Source organism: Pseudoalteromonas sp. bablab_jr010 (genome assembly GCF_016464105.1).
Classification (GTDB): domain Bacteria; phylum Pseudomonadota; class Gammaproteobacteria; order Enterobacterales; family Alteromonadaceae; genus Pseudoalteromonas; species Pseudoalteromonas simplex.
In genome coordinates this window covers 37480-58180 of record NZ_JACDWV010000052.1, presented here as the reverse complement: position 1 = coordinate 58180, position 20701 = coordinate 37480, and the positions used below count along the sequence as shown (strand labels likewise).

The window sequence follows — 20701 nt, the reverse complement described above, 5'->3', positions numbered from 1 at the left end:
ATTATACATATTTTCACAAAACTGACATATAATGCCCCTCCAGAGGAAAGATGCTTACACCTAAGCGTCTTTTTTTATGCCTGAAATTTACGGGTAAAAATACACACACACGGTATCCTTTGGAGTTTTAATTGAAATTACGTCACCTCTCACAGTTAACTGTAGCTATTGTTGCTGCATTATCTACTTCAGCCTTTGCTGAGCAAGAAAAAACCACTGCTAAACAAGATGCTTTCGAAAAAATCGAAGTAACAGCGCGTAAGCGTACAGAAAGCATTTTTGAGTCGCCAACAGCAGTGACATCAATCGGTGAAAACCTGATTGATAAAGCGAACATGAGTAACCTAGAAGACATTGGCAAATACGTACCTAACCTAAACATCACTCGTTACGGTGTAGGTAATGCGGCACATGCATCTGTATTCATTCGTGGTATTGGTTTACAAGACCATGTGATCACAACTGATCCGGGTGTAGGTGTTTACTTAGATGGCGTTTACCTTGGTCGCCAAATGGGCTCTAACTTATCATTACCAAATGTTGAGCGTGTAGAGGTATTACGTGGTCCACAAGGTACTTTGTACGGTCGCAACACATTAGGTGGTGCAGTAAATATTATTACTAAGCAACCAGGTGATGAAGGCATTGTGACTACAAATGCAAAAGTAGGTAGCCGTGGTCGTTTAGCCGGTGACGTTTACTTTAATAACAGCCTTACAGACACTGTAAGCATGTCGGCAAGCGTGTCTTATAAACAACGCGATGGTGTAGGTGAAGCGATTAACCTTGCTAACCCAGAGAAAGAAATTGGTGAAGAGCAAGAGTTAAGTGGTCGTATGGCGCTTAAATGGCAAGCAAACAGCGACTTATCTTTTGTGTTCTCAATTGATGGTGTTGATAACGAATCAGGCCAATCACCATACACAATTGAGCTAACGGCGCCACTTGACCCGAATGACCCATTCAATGGTGATTTCCCATTACTTACAGAAGACATGTTACCGAGCGATCCTGATGATTTAGCAACGACGGTAGCGGGTATTGAGTCGACGGCTTACTCAGGCTGGGGTACTTCATTAACAGCTGATTGGGATATCAATAACACCTATACAGCTAAGTTTATCACAAGCTACCGTAGCTCAGAATACGAAGGGGGTCTTGATGATGACGCTGTTGCCCTTAACTTATCAGAGTTCCCTGAAGAAGGCGGTGCAGATCAATATTCATTCGAAATCCAGTTAAATGGTAGCTTCGATAATATGGACTTTGTGTCTGGCTTATACTTCTTTAATGAAGATGGCTTCACAAGTTCTGGTCCGTTTGTATTTAGCCCATTCAACACACCTGATGGCCTTTTGAATGATGGTACTACAGCGTCTTTTGGTGATTATGGTTACTTTGATATCAACCAAGAGACTAACTCATACGCAGCTTATATCAATGCAAGCTATGACCTAAGCGACGATTTAACAGTGGGCGGTGGTCTGCGTTATTCGAAAGATAAAAAAGAAGCCGATGCCTTATTCCCAACGTTTGCAACACGCAAATACGTAAGTGCTGATTTTGATGCAGTAACATGGGATTTAAATGCGTCTTACCAGCTTAGCAATAACATGAACGTGTATGGCCAAATCCAAAAAGGTTATCAAACAGGTGGTTTCCCACCGCGTCCATTTGGTGGTCCTGATCAATTTGTTTCTTTCGATGAAACAAAAGCAATTAACTACGAGCTAGGCCTTAAAGGTCAAGTACACGAAGACGTATCTATGATGCTTGCGGTGTTTGTTACTGACTACACAGACCTAGCATTACCATTCTCAGATCCAACTGCAGGTGGCGGTTTCGTTACTATCGTAGAAAATGCGGGTGAGTCTAAAGCACAAGGTATCGAGCTTGAAACAACAATTGCATTTACAGATGACTTTACGCTACGTAGCGCGATTGGTTACCTAGATTCAGAAATCACAGAAGTAGATGACGGTGTATTAGGTATTGGTAAAGGCGACTCACCAGCACTAACACCACGTTGGACTGTTATGGTCGCACCTTCTTATTTCATTGATTTAAGTAACGGTGGCACAGTGGCAGTAAACGCTAACTACTCATACCGTAGCGATATGCAAGGTCAATCAGTATACAACCAAAGTGAACACATTGACTCTCGTGAATTAGTGGGTTTCAACATCTCTTACTTAAACCCGAACGGTGACTTTGAAGTGACTCTTTACGGTGAGAACGTGTTAAACGAAGTATACGATGTGGGTCGTTTACAACAATCTGGTTTTGTTGGCGTAATGCGCAGCAATGACCGCAGTGAATTTGGCTTAAAATTCAAAAAAGAATTTGAGCTTTAATTACTAACAAAAAAGGGCAAGTAAATACTTGCCCTTTCTTTTTAATTATTTTTCTCTTGCTCGCGTTTTTCGCGCGCTTCTCTTAATTCTTCAGCCAGTTCTTTTGCTTTTTGCTTGGTTTTCTCAGACAGTTCACCAGCCGCTTCTTTACTCTCAATCCATGCATCTAAGGCAATTTCTTTACCGTCGTCATACATGCTTAAGCCCATTTTCTTACTCTCTTCGAGTAACTCTTGCAGTGAGTCGTCGTTAAACTCATTGGTGGCGTCTTTTACGTCGCTCCAAGCATCACTTAGCGCTTGCTTTACTTCCTCTTTTGCTTCGCTGGCATCTTTCTTGGCTTGCTCTGCGTCATCACAACCTGTTAAGGCAATACAGCCTAATAAAACTAAGCTTGCTAATTTGTTCATATTTTTCTCTAATGGTTAATTAACTATTAAGCAGTATAAGCAATAAAAAATGAATATAGCTAGAACAGCACGATTAAGTTTTCGGTTAATGGATGAAAATGATGCCGAGCTACTTTATGAGCTCGATAACGACCCAGAAGTAATGAAACATCTCACTCGCGGCAAAGTATCCACTATGCAGACCATTAAAGAGGTGTTTATTCCACGCTTGAATGCGTATCGAAATGAGCAAAAAGGCTGGGGGCTTTGGCAAGTAAACATCATAGAGAGCAATACCTTTATCGGTTGGGTATTAGTCAGGCCTATGGGCTTTTTTGAACAGCCTGATTTTAGTGATTTAGAAATTGGCTGGCGCTTTAAAAGAATGAGCTGGGGCAAAGGCTATGCGTCTGAGGCGGCACTTGCCATTGCTAAAGCCGTAAGCGAGCCAGAAGAAATAAAGTCGCTCAGTGCCACAGCACTTAAAGCTAACCTAGGCTCAATAAAGGTGATGGAAAAACTAGGCCTTAAGTTTGTAAAAAACTATACCCATCAAGATGAGCAAGGCGAATTACCTGCAGTACTTTATTCATGTCCTAAAGAGCAGCTTAGCTAAGTTAATCGTAACTAATTGACCTTAAGGGTTTCACATGTCTAAATGGTTAAAATAACATCAAGAAAAAGGAAGTACCATGGCAAGTTTAGTCAAATACGCGGCGCATCTATTTATCGTTACCGCTATATTCTTTCATCCATCAAGCTTTGCAAAGCAAGCGGCCGTCGCTATGCCAGATAGCTACAGCAGTGATACGGCGCGCGCTATTTTAGAGCAAGGCGGTAACGCCGTTGATGCGGCAATTGCGGCACAGTTTGTATTAGCAGTGACTTTACCAGAAGCTGGAAATATCGGTGGTGGTGGCTTTATGCTGATCCAAAAAGATGGCAAAGGTGATTTTATTGATTACCGCGAAACAGCCCCTGCTGCTGCACACAGAGATATGTATCTTGATGATAAAGGCGATGTTATTGATAACATGTCTGTGTATGGTATTCACGCAAGTGGTGTACCGGGCAGTGTTGCTGGAATGTGGCTTGCCCATCAAAAGCACGGCAGCTTAGAGTGGAAGACTCTGCTAGAACCTGCAGTTAAATTAGCTGAACAGGGCTTTATTGTGCACCCTAAGTTAGCTGCGAGTATCGAGCGTTACATTGCGCGAATGGCCAAAAAGTCGGTGAACATTAACTTTGCTGATTACTTTGCCGATGCCAAAGCAAATAAGGTATTTAAGCAGCCGGAACTTGCCGCCACACTAAAACGTATTCGTGATCAAGGTAAAGCAGGTTTCTACGAAGGTGAGACAGCAAAGATCATAGCGTCATTTATGAAGCAGCACGGCGGCATTATTACTGAGCAAGACTTAAAAGCTTATCAAGCTAAATCGCGTACACCGATTAAAGGTAATTGGCGCGGTTACGAAGTGCTCACATCGCCACCGCCAAGTTCAGGCGGTATTGCTATTTTACAGTGGCTAAAAATGTACGACTTGGCAAAGCCAAAAGGAACGCTTGAGCACAACTCGACCACCTATGTTCATATTTTGGCTGAAGTAGGTAAACGCGTATTTGCCGACAGAGCTGAATATTTAGGTGACCCAGATTTTTATGAGGTGCCAAAAACAGCTCTACTTGCAGATGATTATCTTAGTAATCGTGCAAGTACAATTCGCCCAGATGCCATTTCAACAACTGAGAACATCAAACCAGGTTTACACGAAAGTGAGCAAACAACGCATTTTTCTATTCTAGATAAGTGGGGCAATGCCGTTGCGAATACCACGACCATCAACTTAAGCTTTGGTAGCGGTGTGGTTGTATCAGGCGCAGGGTTCATTTTGAATGATGAAATGGATGACTTTAGTGCCAAGCCAGGTGTGATGAATGTATTTGGGGCAATTGGTGGCAAAGCTAACGAAATCCAACCTCATAAACGCATGTTGAGCTCAATGACACCGACCATTCTACTTCAGGATAACAAAGTTAAAATGGTAACTGGCTCTCCGGGTGGTACCACGATTATTAGCTCTGTGTATGAGTCAATTTTAAATGCGGTTGAATTTGATATGACTGCAGAGCAAGTGGTAGACAGCCCACGCTTCCATCACCAGTTATGGCCTAAAAATGTGATTAGATACCACACAGGTCTTGAACCAAAGGTTGTTAAAGCGCTTGAGAAGATGGGTTATACACTTGATGAACGCCATTTTGGTGATATGCATGTGATCATCAATAAAGACGGTAAATTAGATGCAGCCTCTGAAGCATCTGGCCGTGGTAAGGCGATGGTGTTTTAATTATACCAATCCGCAATAATACTTAATCATTTTGAGGGATTAAACCTGTCGCTACCTGCGTTAAAAATTTCTCATTTAGAACAACTAAATAACGAAATTTTTGCCTTGTTATCAACAAGGTTTTCTTGCCTAAAAATTGACTACTTAATTAAGCGAATTGGCATTACACCTTAAACACAGGTACAAAAAAAGCACCCTCGGGTGCTTTTTTTGATGAGCTGTTTAACCAATCGCTGGAATAAGCCCCGCCATTTGTAAACCTTGAGCACTAATAATAAGCACACCAAACAGGGCGGCCAGTGCTAAGCCAATATTACCGCCTTTAACTTGGTAACCCGCATCAGGTTTGCTGCTTCGTTGCTTATAGACCATAGCAACCGGTAAAAATACCGCTAAAATAACCAGCGCAATGGCGGCGTAGCCAAGTGCCATAATAAACCCTTGTGGATAGAATAGCGCAAAGCCTAGCGGTGGAATAAAGGTGATCAAGGCTGTTTTGATACGATCTTTACTGCCATCACCTTTTTTAAATGCATCAGCAAAAAAGTCGAATAAACCTAAACTCACCCCTAAGAAAGACGTGGCTAATGCTAAATCAGCAAAAATGTTCACAGCAGTGGCAACGTGTGGGCTGTGAGCAATGCTAGCAACACTGCTTACAAAACCGGGTAACCCTTGGCTTTGTAGTAAGTCACTTTGACTCATCATACCTTGGCTAAGTAATTGCCAAAAAATGTAAATCACTAAAGGCAATGCTGCACCTGCCACCATTACTTTACGAAGTGTTTTGATATCTAAACCCACGTATTTCACAATCGATGGAATAGAGCCATGAAAACCAAACGAGGTAAACACCACTGGGATTGCAGATAAAATCAGACCTTGTTCAATCGGCATTTCAAGTAAGTGTTGACCGTGAACATAAGGTGTAAGCATATAAAATAAGCTGGCTAGTACGCATACTTTAATAGTGAACAGTACGCGGTTAAGCTTATCGACTTTGCTGGTACCGAGTGTCACCACAGTACCAATCACAACAGCCAGAATAACTGAGCCAACTTGCGGCGCTAAAGAAAGCGATAAACCATTGTTGAGCTTTTCTTGTAATTGCGCACCACCACCTGCGATATAGGCAGCGCATAATGCGTAAAACAAAAACATCACTGAAAAGTTAGCGACCCATTGCCCACGTTTACCTAACCATGACTTAGCTAACGTATTGAGGGTTGCATCTCTGTCGGCATATTGATGTAGCTCTAGCATCAGTAATGCTGTGTAGGTCATTAAAACCCATGTAAGTAAGATAAGTGATAACGCTGTTGTGAAACCAAGCCCTGCGGAGGCGATAGGCAATGCCAGCATCCCTGCACCTATGGTGGTGCCAGCAACAATTAACATGCTACCTATTGTTTTATTTTTAAGCACTTTTTGCCCCTTAAACTTCGTGAGAGGCAAGCAAGATATAACTTGTTTAACAAAACTTAAATAGTTTTGTTATAAATCAAAGAAATTAAATGTAACCTATGATTTACATGTGCAAACAGGCTGTTGAAATCAGCAAAAAACTTTTTGCCAAATAGCATGAGTATTCGTGTTGACAAAATCACCATTTAGGCGGATTCTTAAGCTTCTTCAACTTACTTTTTAAATACCATGATGCAGCTAAACCAACGACCAACAAACAATTGTATGCGCCTGACCTCATCAGTCGTATGGTCTGTTATTTGCTGCGGTTAATTAAGTAAGTTTTACTAACCGCGTTCTAAGCGGTTGGTTATTTCCCTTTTAAATTTTCTTCCGCTTTTTTCGCCTTTTTAAAGGAATAAGCTAGTGCCTGTTAAAGCCTCATATTTTTTAATGGTGGTGATTTGGTCAACAACACCACTGGGTATTGTTTGGAGTAGTGAAACGGTAGCACCAACCCTGGCTGTGTTTTTACGCATGCTGGTGGGGCTGGTGTTGGCTTCGTTTGTCGTTGCTGTTGCCAATATCCGAGTGCCCTGGCATCGCCGTGCTTTATTCCTTTATGGCTATTCAAGCATAGGTATTTTTGGCGGTATGTTATTAAGCTACATGGCCGCTAAAACAGTGCCTTCAGGGTTAATATCATTGATGTTTGGCCTTGCGCCAATTTTATCGGGCTTACTTGCGCAAAAGATCTTGAACGAACCTAAGTTCAGCGCCATTAAGCTTGGCGCACTTGGCTGTGCCTTAATTGGTTTATTTTTAGTAAGCCAGCGCCATATTCAAGGGGGAGTAGAGCAGCTTAGTGGCCTGTTATATGTATTTATGGCAGTGTGCTTTTTCAGTTTGAGCGGTGTGATGATCAAACGGGTAAGAATTGCTATTCATCCAATGGCCACCACATTTGGCGCGTTGGTTTTTGTAACCCCGCTGTTTTTTATTACTTGGTTGCTGGTAGATGGCCAACTTAATAGCCAGATATGGAGTGCAAAATCACTGTACTCAATTGTTTACTTAGGCGTGTTTGGTTCATTAATTGGTGCGCTGGCGTATTTTCATGTATTGCAGAAGTTGAACGCGAGCACGGTCGCATTAACAACCTTGATCACACCAAGTTTTGCAATTGCTTTAGGTGGTTTGCTTAATGATGAGCCCATTGACCAAGCTCTGATTGTTGGCGCGACCATCATTATGATTAGCCTCGCATTTTTTCAGTTTGGCGATAAGTGGCTTAAGCGCTTTAAGCGTGTGAAGTCAATAGAAATGAGTTAAAGCTAGTAGCCGCTTCGGCGGCTACATTTTTGCAATTTGAATGACTAAACGACGGTTTTTGTTTCTGTCCAAAATGTTGTCATTACTGGCAACATGGCGCTTTTCACCGTAACCATCGGTATCTACTTTGCTTTCATCAACCCCTAAGCTAACAATGTAATCTTTAATCGCTTTAGCACGCTTTTTTGATAATTCGAGGTTATTCCAGCGACCACCGTAGCTATCGGTGTAAGAAGATATTGAAATAGATTCGATGTTGGTGTCGTACTTTAAGTATTCGCCAATTTTATCTAAGCGTTTTTGTGATGATTTAGTCAGTTTGCTGGTATTAGGCTCATAGTTCATCACTGTGAATGAAATATCTTCAAAGCTGTATGGCAGCATTGCATCTCGGCACTGTAAAAACGCCCAATAGGCTTGCTTAAAGTTGACACTCGATAAACCAACGGCAATTTTATCGGCACTGTTTTGCCAGTCTTGGTAATAAAATGTCGGTTGGTAACCTTTTTCAAGTTCGGTGAGCATTTCCCAAGCAGTTTTGTTACCAAGCTCGCCGTCAAACTTACGTAATAGCTTCATGTTTGCTAAGTCGCGAGCAGGCATACCTGCACGCCAACTAGGTGGTACGGCTTTTAGACCAGCAATACTGTAGTTGTCTGGGCGTACGACCATATCAAGGTTAAAGTTTACGTCTTTATTTTTACTGGCAGTGGTGCTGAAAATTGCTTCACCATAGTAAGGAACTTCATGATTTAATTGGCATTCTAAACGAGATGTTTTAACCATTTGCCAGTTCGACATATCAGCATTAGCGGTATACTCACGCATGGCTGCATGCGCATTTATACTTGCAACTGAGGTTAATAGGCCTAGGCTTAAAGGAAGTAATGAAAGCTTCATCACGGTAATTCTCCAACAAATCATCAATGCCAAATAATTGGCAATTTTTGTGTTTAATTGCTTCAGCACACTAAACACAGGGCTAGCTGATTAGTATAAAGCAAGTAATGTGCCTAAAAACTCAGTAAGAATCTGCGATTTAACACTATTTACTCTAGCAGAGTAGCCGTGGTTTTTGACATAATAGCCAGCTTACACTGGCAAACCAAGAAGACTATGGAAAATACTGAACAAACTCTTTTCGCAAAACGCTTTCGTGGCTTTTTTCCTGTTGTGATTGATGTTGAAACCGCAGGTTTTAATAAAGAGACCGATGCGTTATTAGAAATTGCTGCATCTGTACTGAAAATGGATGACGACGGCGTGTTAAGTATTGATCATACTGTGCATTTTCATGTTGAGCCATTTGAAGGCGCGAATATTGAACAAGCGGCCATTGAGTTTAATGGTATTGATCCTTTTTCTGCGCTGCGTGGTGCGGTGCCTGAAGAAGAAGCGATTAAAGAAATTTGTAAAGTCGTGCGCAAGGCACAAAAAGCAGCGGGTTGTCAGCGTTCAGTGGTAGTAGCACACAATGCAGCGTTTGATCACGGCTTTTTAAATGCCGCCATTGAGCGTTGTAAAATTAAGCGCACGCCATTTCATCCATTTGTTAGCTTTGATACCACATCATTGGCAGGCCTTGCACTAGGGCAAACAGTATTAGCTAAAGCGTGTAGGGCGGCAGGGATTGAGTTTGATAATAAACAAGCTCACTCAGCATTATATGATACTGAGCGCACAGCAGAACTGTTTTGTTTAATCGTTAATCGCTGGCAACAACTCGGCGGTTGGCCATTGCCTGAAACTGAAGCGACAGAAGAGGAGCAAGACTCAGCCGTTAAAACGACTGAGTAATTTTGCCTTCAAAAAATCGTACCATGTTAGGAGGGTAAATACGTGAAAACTGTTTACTCTCTTGCGCTATCTTAAGCTCCACCCCAGGATGCATTAATTCATTCACTTTTAAGCGGCTTGTTGCTAATAAGCGCGCAATCTTAATTTTCACTAAGTGTTTCTTTTTCTTCGTGCTGGCTGTTTTAATTTTAATCTGCTGCTCACTAGCAGTGATCTTTTTAATATAATGCGCACGTTGAGCTGGGTCGGGTATTTTATTGGCCTTTTTGCGAGCCTGTTGTAAGGCAGCTGCTTTGGTCGCTAATAACTTTTCAAAGTCATTAATTTGCTGCTGCTTTTGGCGTAAATCATGCCAGTACTGAGCAATGAAAACCCGTGTTTTAGTGCCTGACGGCGCACCAAGCTCGCCGGTTTCAATTCGCATCGCATCTAAAATATTGCCACCAATAATTTTGCCTCGCGGATTATTGGCTTTGCCAACGCGAATAAGGCGACGAGCGCTTAAATCACAATGCAAAGCCTGACGTTCAATGAATAAATCTTGCTCTGTTTTTATATGGCAGTACTGAGCATAACCAACAGAGATAGTGCGCGATGCCGTGATGTTACAGGTAAAGTTTTCAACGTTTTCACGCTTTCTGCCAACAGCCCCAAGCATCACGGTGACTTCACTTTTACTTTCAATTGTGGCTGATTCAACAAAGCCTAATACAGTGATATCACCCGTTGCTTTGACGCGCATTCCATCTTTTACATCACCACTGATAATAACACTGCCATCAAATTCGACATGGCCCGTACTTACATCAACATGATGAAAGCACAATACATCGTCCACGCGCATACCGCGGGGTAGGGCAACAGGCACGCCTTTAGCATCGGCAATTAACATATTGCTATTGTTTGGATCGATACGCGTTCCCTCAAATGGCTCAAGAGGTAAGTCTTTACCGGACTTAGCTGGCATCACATCACCAAACACCGTAAAGCCATCTTCACCAGGTGTTGCAGGCACTCGTTGCATTAATGGCGTGCCGGGTTTAACGGTAATAATGGCACCTAAATTACGCATGTCGACTTTACCGCCTGAGGTCGCTTGCGGGCTAAGAACGCGGTCTTGTGCTGTTGAGCATAAGCGCACGAATTTAGCATCAGTGCCTTCTTTAGGCATTCTGCCATGGGCAACAATTGCGCTGTAATGGGCGCCGGGTGGTTGCTTAAATTGTTGGCCTAAAAAAGTATCAAGGGCACGTAAACTAATGCCTTTAATCACTCCCGCCTCTGCAAGCACCTCTTGCGCCATATCCATGCTAACAATTTTACCGCCACGGGCTGTTGTTAGGCTTGCTTCAACCACCATGTTTTTAGCATCGACTTTTACTTCAAGCTGAGCATCAACGGCTTTAGCAACCACTAACGATTGGCTTTGATATTGGCTGCTAGGGATGAACAGCTTACCTATATTGGCATCAATATATTCGTAGTTGGCATAAGGCGACTGCTCAAGTAATTCAATTAATTGAGAACTCGTAGTAGGAAAACCCGCATCCCTAGGATGCTCACACAAAGAGACATAGCCACTTTGTTCATCGAATGAAAACATCGACATCTGAAAAGCCCTGTAAAAAACTGCCTGTTATTATAGTTATGTGTTGTTACAGGTTATTTTTGGAGAAGGGTAACAACGTTTCCTATTTCAGCACAACTTTTGTACTATGTTAAGGATTTGTATGATTAAAATGTGAAAATATGTATAAAACTGACTTTTCCTGCTTGAAATTTCAGCAGTCAAAGGCACTTAGCAAAAATTTCCCGATTAATGCCTTGAGTCTGAACAGGCTACTCAGTTATACTGCACGAACACTCTGAATGAGATACCAAATTCAGGGGCTGATTAGGATTCGACGGAATTCAAGACGCCCGAGGTGCATGTCGAGGTGCGGTTGGCCTCGTAAAAAAGCCGCAATTTAAAGTAATCGCAAACGACGATAACTACGCTCTAGCGGCATAATAGCCCGCTAGCACTTCTCCGGTGTATGTCTGTGGACCCGGTTCTGAAGTGTCACCCTACACGGACTCGCTACGGAAACCCTGGCCGGGGTTGAAGGGCTAAAATTAAGCGGCCTCGCCTTTGCAGATCGTGTTCGTCCGAGCTGTATAAGGTTAACTAAAAGACGATACTAAGCATGTAGTACCAAAGGTCGAGGCTTTTCGGACGGGGGTTCAAATCCCCCCAGCTCCACCAAATATGAAAAAGGCTGCTCTCAGAGCGGCCTTTTTTATTGCTAAAACTTTTTTCTAAAGCTCCTCTAAAGAAGTCCAGAGTCTAGAATCAAACAACCAACTGAACAGCATCAATAATCGGTTTGTTTTCTATATCAATGGTGTCGATGATGTGTTTGTGTAGGCGCTTTTTGTGCTCGGCGAAAATCGCGCGTTTTTTATCGAACTGGCTGGCAAATTCGAGGGCGGTATTAAATAAAGCTTCGTTGTCTGGGCAAGCTTGTTCAATAACATGATCCGTGGCAAGTTCGCCTGCGGTAACGCGGCGGCCAGTTAGCATCATCTCGTTAAAACGATAGTCTGGAATGGCTTTTTTAATAAAGGCGAGCATGCCCGGTAAAAACGGGATTGATAAGTCAACTTCTGGAAAGCAGAAGAAACCACGGTCGCTTTGCATAAACCTAAAATCGCAAGCACACGATAAAATGGCGCCATTACCAAACGCGTGACCATTAATTGCTGCAATTACTGGCATTGGGAAGAGTAATAGGCGTTTAAATACCGCATCCATCGAGTGCATAAAGCCACTTACTTCTGCAAATTTTTGTGTTTTTAATGCCGGCATTAGCCAATCGGTATCTATGCCCAAACTCCATGATTTTTCGCTGCTTGAAGTGATCACGAGTGCTTTGTGTTCAGGATTACGTTCGATTTCGTCAAGGCAAGTTAAAAAAGCCTCTGCAAAAGCAGGATTATGGCGATTTTCAGCTGTTGTCATAGTTAAGATAGCAACAGATCCTTGTGTACTTACATTCATCAGTGTCATGCTGTGCCTTCAATTTTATTGTGTTGTGGGCATAGTTATAACCCATAGGTTTAACAAAATAAACAACAAGTCTGACCAGTTGTGAATTTAGGGGCACTTCTCTTTTGGTTGATATGGTCTTTTAGTCGAAACTATTTTCCAATATATCGCTAATAGTGGTGAGTCATGATAGCGTTAGCTCAAACACACTATTTAAAGCGTAACAATGGATTTGATCAGTTGGCAGTTTTTGGGTGGAGATTTATTAAGCCCGATCAGCACTATAATGCTCATTGTGGTTGCGGGCTTTACTTCAATGATTTCAGCAGCTTTTGGTGCGGGTGGCGGCTTAATGCTGCTAGTGATCATGGCATCCATGCTTCCTATGAGTGTGGTTATTCCTGTTCATGGGTTAGTGCAGTTAGGCTCTAATGCAAACCGCTTTTTGTTCACGTTTAAACATATTGATGGTGCTATGTTTGTGTACTTCTCTTTAGGGGGAGTCATAGGAGCGCTGGTTGCCTCAACGATTGTCACATCAATTCCCCTTGAATTAATGAAAATAGTGGTCGCTGCCTTTGTGCTTTATTTACTGTGGGGTGTGACGCCAAAACTCAGAGAAACTTCAAAGTTATGGCGTGTTCTCGCAGGGCTTTGGACCACGTTTATTTCGATGTTTGTAGGGGCAAGTGGGCCTTTAGTTGGCAGCTGCTTATACGTAAATAATTATAATAAGCTTAAATTTACCGCCACTTTCTCAAGCTGCATGACAGTACAACATACCTTAAAAGCGATTTTATATGGGGCTGTGGGGTTTGCATTTTGGCAGTGGTTGCCGCTGGTTATGCTCATGATATTGAGCGGTGCTTTAGGTACTTGGCTTGGCCTTAAGTTATTGCACCGCATTTCGTCAGATAAATTTAAAAAAATTTTTCGTTTAGTGTTATCGGTGCTTTCCCTGCAACTTGCGTGGCAGGGGATCATGGCTTTTAGTATTTAAACAAACCCAATTTAGCAACGATGCCGCGTTCTAATTCATTGAGCTGGCCTATGGTGTTATCAAGGTGCTGAGCTTCTTGTGATAGGCTCTTAGCGCCTTGGTTAATAAGCTGCATAGTATTTAATATATCAGCGGTGACACTGGTTTGCTCTTCAGAACTTGCTGCCACGCTCTCGTTCATTTGATTAATGGTATTGATTTGTTTAGCAATATCTTTAAACACCGCTTGGCTTTTTTGATTCGCTTGGCTCACTTTATCGCTCAGTGACTTACTTTGCTCCGTTGCGGTTACACAATCAGAGGTATTATTGTGTAGCGATACAATAATCGACTCAATCTCAGACGTTGAATCATAGGTTTTACTAGCAAGCGCTCTTACTTCATCGGCGACCACGGTAAAGCCTCGACCAGATTCACCAGCACGAGCCGCTTCAATAGCAGCATTTAGAGCCAGCAAATTGGTTTGCTCGGCAATGCTTTTTATAACATCGAGCACTTGGCTAATTTCATTGCTGCTGGCGTTTAATTGTTTAACTACATTTGAAGTGTGGTCTAGTTGTGCAGTTAACTCACCAACAATATTGCCATTGGCATTCATGTTTTGTTCGCCTTGTTGGCATAAGCTATGTACATCGGTTGTTTGCTGCGCGGTTTGGTTGGCTCCTTGAGCAATTTCTTTGGTTGCTTCACTTAACTGACTAAGCGCATTGGTTGCTGAATCAGTGCGGTTGTATCCAAGTTCGGCCTCATTTTTTGAGCGAACAGATGCTTCGTTTACTGTGCTGGCAATCATTTCAAGTTCGCTGGCAGTGCTGCCTAACTCTGTAATTATTTCTTGTACTTGCGCTATAAATCGGTTGAAGCCATTAACCAAGTAACCAATTTCATCATTAGATTGATAGCTAATACGTTTTGTAAGGTCGCCTTCACCTTTGACAATTTCATCAACAAGGCTGTTTACGCTATCGATTGGTTTTATCACTAAAAGCCGCACGATATAAATAATCACGGTACCTAGGGTGATAAATGAGACCAGCAGGGTAATAAACATAGTGCGTGTCGAATTAGCAATGGTGCTATGCAGCGCTTGTTGTGAATAACCAATTTTAATGTGGCCAATTAAATTATCTAAATAGTGCAAATCAATAGTTTTGCTAACCGATGCGCTGTTACTTTGTTTGATGATTGAGGCAAGAAGCTTATTACGATGGTCTGTCACTGAAATGCTATGTATATGTTTGTTTTGCGAAAAGGCTTTAATAATCTGATTGATTAACGGCTCATCATAAGAGAATACCGGCTCAGCTAAAATAACCTGCATTTGCTCATTAAGGGCAGTGATGTCGTCTTGCCATTGTTGTGTTTGACTCGACTTTGCGAGCAGATAGTTTGCGCTGATCACGAAGATCACGCTTAAGAAAAGGCACAAAGATAGTGCTAAGGTCATTTTATATTTTAGTGATTTCATTATGCGCTCATTGAAATGGGTTAAACCACAAAGGGCTATTTTTATTTGGTGTGTTCGACGATAACGTTGGGTTTTCAAGCTCAATGACGCGACGCGAGCTCAAGTTGGCTTTTGATAAAACAGTTTGTACTTGGCTGTCTTCCAAAAACATCGCGTTAAAAGTGCCATCATCGATCATCTCGTTAAGGGCATCGCTTAGTTGTTGGTGTAGTGTAAGGTTGTTTTTATTGACGAAAAAGTAAAGAGGTGCGGTGTACTTTATGATCAAGTGCGGCTCAACAATGAGGTCAAGCTCCGAATGATTGGCAATTTCATCCCAAGGTTCATTTACACCACGTGGGAAATAATCAAAGCGCTCACCCTCAAGCATTGGGAATAAGTTAGGGTATTTTAATGTGGTAACAACGGGCAGTTGGTTCGCTTTTAATATTTTCGTATCTGGCCAGGTTTTACCTTGCCCTGCGGTGTAGCGCTTTAAATCTTGCAAGCTAGTTACCGAGCTAAACAGCTCGCGATTTTGTGCTTTCACTAATGCTACTCGCATGCCAAGTAAGCCACGAAACAAAGGAATATAAACGGCTTGGTAATCTTCCTCTAATTGTCTTGAAGTCATGCTCCAGATAACGTCAAGCTGCTTATTTTGTAAGTCGTTTAACATTCGAGCATCGGTAATATCTTTAAAGTTATTATATGGATGCGAGTAGCTTAAACCCGCTCGCTCAATTGCTTGGGTTAACAATTTATAGGGTAAAGAAGTGTTACTACTATTACTTTGTATCTTAACTTCTTGAGAATAACTTACAGAAGCAAAGGCCAGACATAGAATAATGAGGGTGTAATGCATTGGACACCATTGTTTCGTTTTTGTAAATAATATATTAATTCCATATGGCGTTTAATGTCATTACTGCTTTATCATTAAATAGGGCACAGCAATGCTTATTTGTAAGCTAATTTAAAATAAAAATAATTAGAGCATTGAAATATAAAGTTTTTATTCATTGCGACTTACAAAAAATTAATTGTTTGGGTGGGTATTTAAGGAGGGAGCTGGATAAAGTTAACTTTATCCAGCTAAAGTTTATAGTTTAAATTAGGCATCCAGTAAGTCATAGATTGACTTATCACCATTAAACAATTCAAACACTTGTGGTTTTTTCGGTGTATGTTCAGCAAGGTATAGCAGGGTATTTGCTACATCTTCACGGTTGATAACCGCATCTTGGCGCGTTGCAGGGCGCGTGGTGGTTAATCGCCCCGTTGCTGCATCATCTAATAGCGTGCCGGGTCTGACTATACTGTAATTTAACTCGCTATTGATTAAATGTTGGTCAGCCATGTGCTTTGCAACTAAATACGGTTTTATACTGCTTTCAATGTTGTCTGGGGCATCAGCACCGATTGAGCTCACCATAATAAAGTGCTTAACCTTGGCATCTACCGCATAATTAATCGCTTTAACTGCGGCCCATAAATCTATCAGTAAGGTTTTATCTGCACCTGTTGCACCACCAGATCCAGCACTAAAAATTACTTGTTCAACCCCTTCGAAGGCACGACTAAAATCGTTTTCGAGGTCTTGCTCTACAATCGTTAAATTATTACTTTCAAGCGCACTCAGCTTGCTTTTGTCTCGAACTAAAGCCACTACATCATGACCGCTTGCCAGCATTTTTTCGGTGGTCATTTTACCTATTTGACCCGTTGCGCCAATGATTAAGGTCTTCATATCAAACTCCTTCAAATTGCTGTGTAACTAAAGACCTTGGGGTGTGGATTTATTTTTAAAGGGGTACAAGCAAACTTTGAATAAAAAAGTATTATTTGGCATAGTGTTGAATTAGGTACAAACTCAATTAAAAGGACTTAAAGTGAAAATATATTTTAATCTTTTGGTGGTGGTAACATTAGCATTTTGCAATGCGGTATCTGCCAATCAATGGCTATCGCCTTATCCAAATAGTGAGGTTGAAAAGTCGGTTAAACTCAGTGGCGAACAGACACAATTAATGAGCCAGTTTGATGACAGTAAAAAGTCGTCAGAGCGATTTAGTTACACAGACTTTATTGGCGATGTAAACCACACATTGTACGAAATAAACAATGTTGCCACTCTCAAAGTATTTGAAAACTATAAACACGCTCTACTCACAGATGGCTTTAATATTGTTTACTCTTGTCAGCTAGATGCTTGCGGTGACAGCAGTGATTTTGCAGAGGAAGTCGGTTACTTTCAGCTCTATAATTATCATCGTAAGCCTTATTATCTGCTTGCCACTAAAGGTGAAAAGCCTGAGTTTGCAGTGTCGTTATTTGTTGGCCAGTACAACAGTAAAACGCGTGTTATGAGTAGCTCAATTGCGATTAAGGAGCTTGAAACAGGTCTGATACAAGCCAATACAGCTGCTTTTGCAAAACAGCAATCAAATCCAGTTACCAAAGCACCTAAAGACGATATTAGAGGCTCAAGCGATCATCCATTACTTAGCCGTTATCCTGGTAGTTTTATTGAAGACTACGAGCAAATTGATTACGAAGAATTTTCACTACCAACAGGAATATTCAACGGTAAAAACAAAGCGCTACCTGCCGAAGATGTGACAGGCGATATCACTCGTATTACTTATGAAATTAGAAAAGTATCAACCCTTAAGGTTTTTCATAACTATGTGTCTGCCTTAACAAAAGAAGGCTTTGAAACGGTTTTTAGTTGCGAACGTCAAGCATGTGGTGACGACCGTAAGGCAATACAAGCACTTGGTGATCACTTGTCGGTAAAACAAGTTTATAACTATTATCGTCAGCCGCGTTATCAGTTAATGAAAAACACCATAGAAAATCAAACAACCTTTGTCGCATTTTTTGTGGGTAATTACCAAGGCACTACGCGAGTGCAACTTGTTATAATTCGAACAGAGCCTTTACAAGGAGATTTAGTTAAAACCAATCCGGATCAGGTGTTAAAGCAACTAGAGCAAAAAGGTAAAGCAGCCATTTATGGCATTTACTTTGACCATGATAAATCAGACATTAAACCTGAGTCAGCCGAGTCATTAAAAGTGATTGCGGATGTTTTAAATAAAAATAACAGCTTAAACTTGTACGTTGTTGGTCATACTGATGATAAAGGAAGCCCAGAATATAATTTAGGGTTGTCATCTAAACGAGCAAAAGCGGTTGTTAAAGCGCTCGTGAGTCAATATGGCATTAAAGAGTCGCGCTTAATTGGTTATGGTGTAGGCCCTTATGCGCCAGCTGCCAATAATAAAAACGATTTGGGTCGTCAGTTAAACCGGCGCGTAGAGCTAGTTGAGCGATTAAGTAATTAATCAAAAGGGGCTTTTTAGCCCCTTAAATTTTATTACGAATTAGGTCACGAACAATAAAGCGGGCGGGGTGAATAGCTTGACTCACGCGTTCGCTAAATGGTCTTGGTTCATTATTTAAACAAGCAATTAAATGTTCAGCACAAAGGGGGGCACTGCACAGGCCTCTTGCACCAAAGCCTGTGAGTACATGCAAGCCTTGCTGAGGTTTTGTTAACGTTTGGTACTGATAACGCTTGCCCAAGCGAAGATTAGCAAACGCGCTTACATAATCACTTTGTTCAGCCCATTCACCAGCCATAGGTAAATGGTCAATGAAGGTACACCTTACAGCTGCTTTCGCGGCTGTTATCTCACCTAAGGTCGTTGCAAACTCGCTGTCTGTGTAAAAACTTAACAGTTGTTCGCGATTGATGTGGTTGTCTTGCTCTTTAACTTCACGGCTTTTTGAGTTTTTTTCAAAGGTCGCGCCCATGCAATGATGGCCCTGATATTCAGGAGTAAAATAGCCCTTATGGCAAAGCACGGTCTTTAAGCGTTTTGACTGCTCGCTTGCTTGCACATGCGAGACTTGGCCGCGCACACCAACAACAGGTAGAGCTTGAGTTTGGCTAAACTGGTCACTGTGTTCACCTGCACAATTAATCACATCGCTAAATGGCCCGAATGTTTGCTCTTTGTTGTGTAGTAACCAGCCGTCAGCGGTTTTTTCGAGCTTTTCAATATGGCAATTAAAGTGACTGTCCATTTTATTATTGGTAGTGGCAGTTAACGAATTTGCCGCATTAAAGAGTGCTGTAACCAGGGCTGGTGGATTTACCCAGCCGCCTTTTGCAAAGAATACGCCTGAGTAACCTGTATCGACACCGGCAATTTCGTCGCCTTCTTCAGCGCTTAAATTACGCATTAATTCAGCTGGCCAAAGTTCTTTATCGGCAAGGTTTTGATGTTTATCAGCTAGACCTTGTTTAACCGCGTGCTGTAATACACCACACCACTGATGAGGGTAGTCAAAACCATCATTAAGTAATTGTTGGTAAAGACGCATCGCATATAAAAAACTATGAGCAAACATTTCACTGTGCGGTGAGTTCTTCGCTTGCAAATGCGGATAAACAGCCCCTTGTACATTGTGAGATGCGCCCATGGCAAGTGCTTCATCTTGGCAAAAAAGCGTGGCTTTTAGCCCTCTTTTTGCCAGTGAATACAGTACACTGCTACTGGCAATACCACCGCCAATAACAGCCACATTACTCAGTTCACTTTGCTGATGTGCAAAATACGCTGGCCCTGACTGTTGCTCATTAGGCTCAGTGAGCTCGCCAATTAGCATTTCGCGTTTTTTACCATAGCCTTTTGCTTTACTCATGTTAAAGCCAGCTTCGATGAGTCCTCTTCTGACAAAGCCTGCGGCAGTGAAAGTGGCGAGTGTGGCATTTGATCTTGAGATAGCACGCATCTTGTTGAACAAACTCTGTTGCCACATATCTGGGTTTTTACTTGGTGCAAAGCCATCTAAATACCAAGCATCAACAATTCCTTCGCTTGGGTAGCTCATGGCGTCAATGCTGTCTTGCACGTCACCAAAGTAAAGGTCGAGTATTAGTTTTCCGCCTGCAAATTCTAGGCGATGACAGCCGGCTAAATTAATTGGGTATTGAGCAATTAGTTGCTCACTATACTTGCTTAAACTAGGCCAAGCTTTGAGTGCTTGAGCAAGGTCATCACGCTTAATTGGAAACTTTTCAAAAGAGATAAAGTGCAAGCGGGTAACACTTTTTTTACCACTATGGTCGGGTTGATTTTGAACTTCTTGCTCTGCATGCTGCCTATCAAGGTGAGCAGCAAAGTGCTGCCATGTATTTAAAAAGTTAAGCCCCGTACCAAAGCCTGTTTCAGCAATTGCAAAGTGGTTACGGTCATGATTTTGTAATCGTTGCGGGATATGGTTTTGTTGATAAAACACATAATGTGATTCGGCTAAGCCATCGTCATTAGAGAAATAAACATCGTCAAACTGATCTGCGACAGGGGTACCAAGGTGATTAAAATGAATATGTGCGTTTTTGATCATGGTTTAACTAATTAACTACAAACTTTTTTCATTATTTTACGTGTTTTCTTTGAAATAGTCTGGCGTTATTTATAAGCTAGATATTCAGAGTACATGTGTACGCTAGAAAGCTGACCACTTCGAAAGTAATTTCAGCGTAAAATAGAACACAATTTAGTATAGAGCTAAGGTAATTACC

General features: G+C 41.7%; 16 protein-coding genes and 1 other RNA gene. 8 read left to right on the top strand and 9 right to left on the bottom strand.

Annotated features, from left to right (window positions below):
- The first annotated feature begins 131 nt into the window (after window positions 1-131).
- Entirely contained in the window at window positions 132-2354 is a 2223-nt protein-coding gene (locus JIG37_RS03215) for a TonB-dependent receptor (protein WP_055196989.1), read from the top strand.
- Window positions 2355-2395: 41 nt separating this feature from the next.
- Here the strand turns inward: JIG37_RS03215 and JIG37_RS03210 are convergent, their stop codons facing one another.
- Complete coding sequence (locus tag JIG37_RS03210) at window positions 2396-2764, bottom strand: hypothetical protein (RefSeq protein WP_187490101.1); 369 nt, start codon at window positions 2762-2764, stop codon at window positions 2396-2398.
- 49 nt (window positions 2765-2813) lie between these two features.
- Between JIG37_RS03210 and JIG37_RS03205 the strand changes: the two genes are divergently transcribed.
- Both JIG37_RS03205 and ggt read left to right on the top strand, forming a co-directional pair.
- Window positions 2814-3359: a GNAT family N-acetyltransferase gene (locus JIG37_RS03205; protein WP_166338967.1), complete on the top strand. Its 546-nt coding sequence runs from the start codon at window positions 2814-2816 to the stop codon at window positions 3357-3359.
- Window positions 3360-3435: 76 nt separating this feature from the next.
- Window positions 3436-5094, top strand: a complete 1659-nt coding sequence (ggt, locus tag JIG37_RS03200) for a gamma-glutamyltransferase (protein WP_166338966.1) — start codon at window positions 3436-3438, stop codon at window positions 5092-5094.
- A gap of 222 nt (window positions 5095-5316) precedes the next feature.
- Here ggt and JIG37_RS03195 read toward each other — a convergent pair whose 3' ends face one another.
- On the bottom strand, window positions 5317-6519 hold the full coding sequence (locus tag JIG37_RS03195; RefSeq protein WP_082389182.1) for an aromatic amino acid transport family protein: 1203 nt from the start codon (window positions 6517-6519) through the stop codon (window positions 5317-5319).
- A gap of 405 nt (window positions 6520-6924) precedes the next feature.
- Here JIG37_RS03195 and JIG37_RS03190 point away from each other — a divergent pair, with 405 nt between their 5' ends.
- Window positions 6925-7830, top strand: coding sequence for a DMT family transporter (locus JIG37_RS03190; protein WP_119852085.1), 906 nt, complete (start codon window positions 6925-6927; stop codon window positions 7828-7830).
- Between the two features lie 21 nt (window positions 7831-7851).
- On the opposite strand, the gene JIG37_RS03185 is transcribed toward JIG37_RS03190, so the two are convergent.
- A complete protein-coding gene (locus tag JIG37_RS03185; RefSeq protein ID WP_054561850.1) occupies window positions 7852-8730 on the bottom strand; it encodes an OmpA family protein in 879 nt (292 codons plus the stop codon).
- Window positions 8731-8946: 216 nt separating this feature from the next.
- Between JIG37_RS03185 and rnt the strand changes: the two genes are divergently transcribed.
- Window positions 8947-9627: a ribonuclease T gene (rnt, locus tag JIG37_RS03180; RefSeq protein ID WP_138601594.1), complete on the top strand. Its 681-nt coding sequence runs from the start codon at window positions 8947-8949 to the stop codon at window positions 9625-9627.
- On the opposite strand, the gene JIG37_RS03175 is transcribed toward rnt, so the two are convergent.
- Window positions 9611-11236, bottom strand: a complete 1626-nt coding sequence (locus tag JIG37_RS03175; RefSeq protein ID WP_166338964.1) for a FapA family protein — start codon at window positions 11234-11236, stop codon at window positions 9611-9613. The genes rnt and JIG37_RS03175 overlap by 17 nt on opposite strands.
- A gap of 277 nt (window positions 11237-11513) precedes the next feature.
- Here JIG37_RS03175 and ssrA point away from each other — a divergent pair.
- Window positions 11514-11872, top strand: a transfer-messenger RNA (tmRNA) gene (gene ssrA / locus JIG37_RS03170).
- Between the two features lie 87 nt (window positions 11873-11959).
- On the opposite strand, the gene JIG37_RS03165 is transcribed toward ssrA, so the two are convergent.
- Complete coding sequence (locus JIG37_RS03165; RefSeq protein WP_199528685.1) at window positions 11960-12676, bottom strand: enoyl-CoA hydratase/isomerase family protein; 717 nt, start codon at window positions 12674-12676, stop codon at window positions 11960-11962.
- A gap of 205 nt (window positions 12677-12881) precedes the next feature.
- Between JIG37_RS03165 and JIG37_RS03160 the strand changes: the two genes are divergently transcribed.
- Window positions 12882-13655 carry a sulfite exporter TauE/SafE family protein gene (locus tag JIG37_RS03160; RefSeq protein ID WP_194441652.1) on the top strand — a complete coding sequence of 258 codons (774 nt, stop codon included), beginning with the start codon at window positions 12882-12884 and terminating at the stop codon, window positions 13653-13655.
- Here JIG37_RS03160 and JIG37_RS03155 read toward each other — a convergent pair.
- The 3 genes from JIG37_RS03155 to JIG37_RS03145 form a co-directional block, all read right to left on the bottom strand.
- Window positions 13645-15123, bottom strand: a complete 1479-nt coding sequence (locus JIG37_RS03155; protein ID WP_199528684.1) for a methyl-accepting chemotaxis protein — start codon at window positions 15121-15123, stop codon at window positions 13645-13647. The genes JIG37_RS03160 and JIG37_RS03155 overlap by 11 nt on opposite strands.
- Window positions 15124-15130: 7 nt before the next feature.
- Entirely contained in the window at window positions 15131-15967 is an 837-nt protein-coding gene (locus JIG37_RS03150; protein WP_199528683.1) for a transporter substrate-binding domain-containing protein, read from the bottom strand.
- Window positions 15968-16216: 249 nt separating this feature from the next.
- Entirely contained in the window at window positions 16217-16852 is a 636-nt protein-coding gene (locus JIG37_RS03145) for an SDR family oxidoreductase (RefSeq protein WP_166338954.1), read from the bottom strand.
- A gap of 142 nt (window positions 16853-16994) precedes the next feature.
- Between JIG37_RS03145 and JIG37_RS03140 the strand changes: the two genes are divergently transcribed.
- Entirely contained in the window at window positions 16995-18452 is a 1458-nt protein-coding gene (locus JIG37_RS03140; RefSeq protein ID WP_199528682.1) for an OmpA family protein, read from the top strand.
- A 22-nt stretch (window positions 18453-18474) separates the two neighbouring features.
- On the opposite strand, the gene mnmC is transcribed toward JIG37_RS03140, so the two are convergent.
- Window positions 18475-20523, bottom strand: coding sequence for a bifunctional tRNA (5-methylaminomethyl-2-thiouridine)(34)-methyltransferase MnmD/FAD-dependent 5-carboxymethylaminomethyl-2-thiouridine(34) oxidoreductase MnmC (gene mnmC, locus JIG37_RS03135; protein ID WP_199528681.1), 2049 nt, complete (start codon window positions 20521-20523; stop codon window positions 18475-18477).
- Window positions 20524-20701: the final 178 nt, after the last annotated feature.

Excerpts from the sequence above, each read along its gene's own strand:
- rnt (WP_138601594.1), top strand. The coding sequence starts at position 8,947 with ATGGAAAATACTGAACAAACTCTTTTCGCAAAACGCTTTCGTGGCTTT.
- JIG37_RS03175 (WP_166338964.1), bottom strand. The coding sequence starts at position 11,236 with ATGTCGATGTTTTCATTCGATGAACAAAGTGGCTATGTCTCTTTGTGT.
- ggt (WP_166338966.1), top strand. The coding sequence starts at position 3,436 with ATGGCAAGTTTAGTCAAATACGCGGCGCATCTATTTATCGTTACCGCT.
- JIG37_RS03155 (WP_199528684.1), bottom strand. The coding sequence starts at position 15,123 with ATGAAATCACTAAAATATAAAATGACCTTAGCACTATCTTTGTGCCTT.
- JIG37_RS03185 (WP_054561850.1), bottom strand. The coding sequence starts at position 8,730 with ATGAAGCTTTCATTACTTCCTTTAAGCCTAGGCCTATTAACCTCAGTT.
- JIG37_RS03160 (WP_194441652.1), top strand. The coding sequence starts at position 12,882 with ATGGATTTGATCAGTTGGCAGTTTTTGGGTGGAGATTTATTAAGCCCG.
- JIG37_RS03205 (WP_166338967.1), top strand. The coding sequence starts at position 2,814 with ATGAATATAGCTAGAACAGCACGATTAAGTTTTCGGTTAATGGATGAA.
- JIG37_RS03145 (WP_166338954.1), bottom strand. The coding sequence starts at position 16,852 with ATGAAGACCTTAATCATTGGCGCAACGGGTCAAATAGGTAAAATGACC.
- JIG37_RS03210 (WP_187490101.1), bottom strand. The coding sequence starts at position 2,764 with ATGAACAAATTAGCAAGCTTAGTTTTATTAGGCTGTATTGCCTTAACA.
- JIG37_RS03150 (WP_199528683.1), bottom strand. The coding sequence starts at position 15,967 with ATGCATTACACCCTCATTATTCTATGTCTGGCCTTTGCTTCTGTAAGT.
- mnmC (WP_199528681.1), bottom strand. The coding sequence starts at position 20,523 with ATGATCAAAAACGCACATATTCATTTTAATCACCTTGGTACCCCTGTC.
- JIG37_RS03165 (WP_199528685.1), bottom strand. The coding sequence starts at position 12,676 with ATGACACTGATGAATGTAAGTACACAAGGATCTGTTGCTATCTTAACT.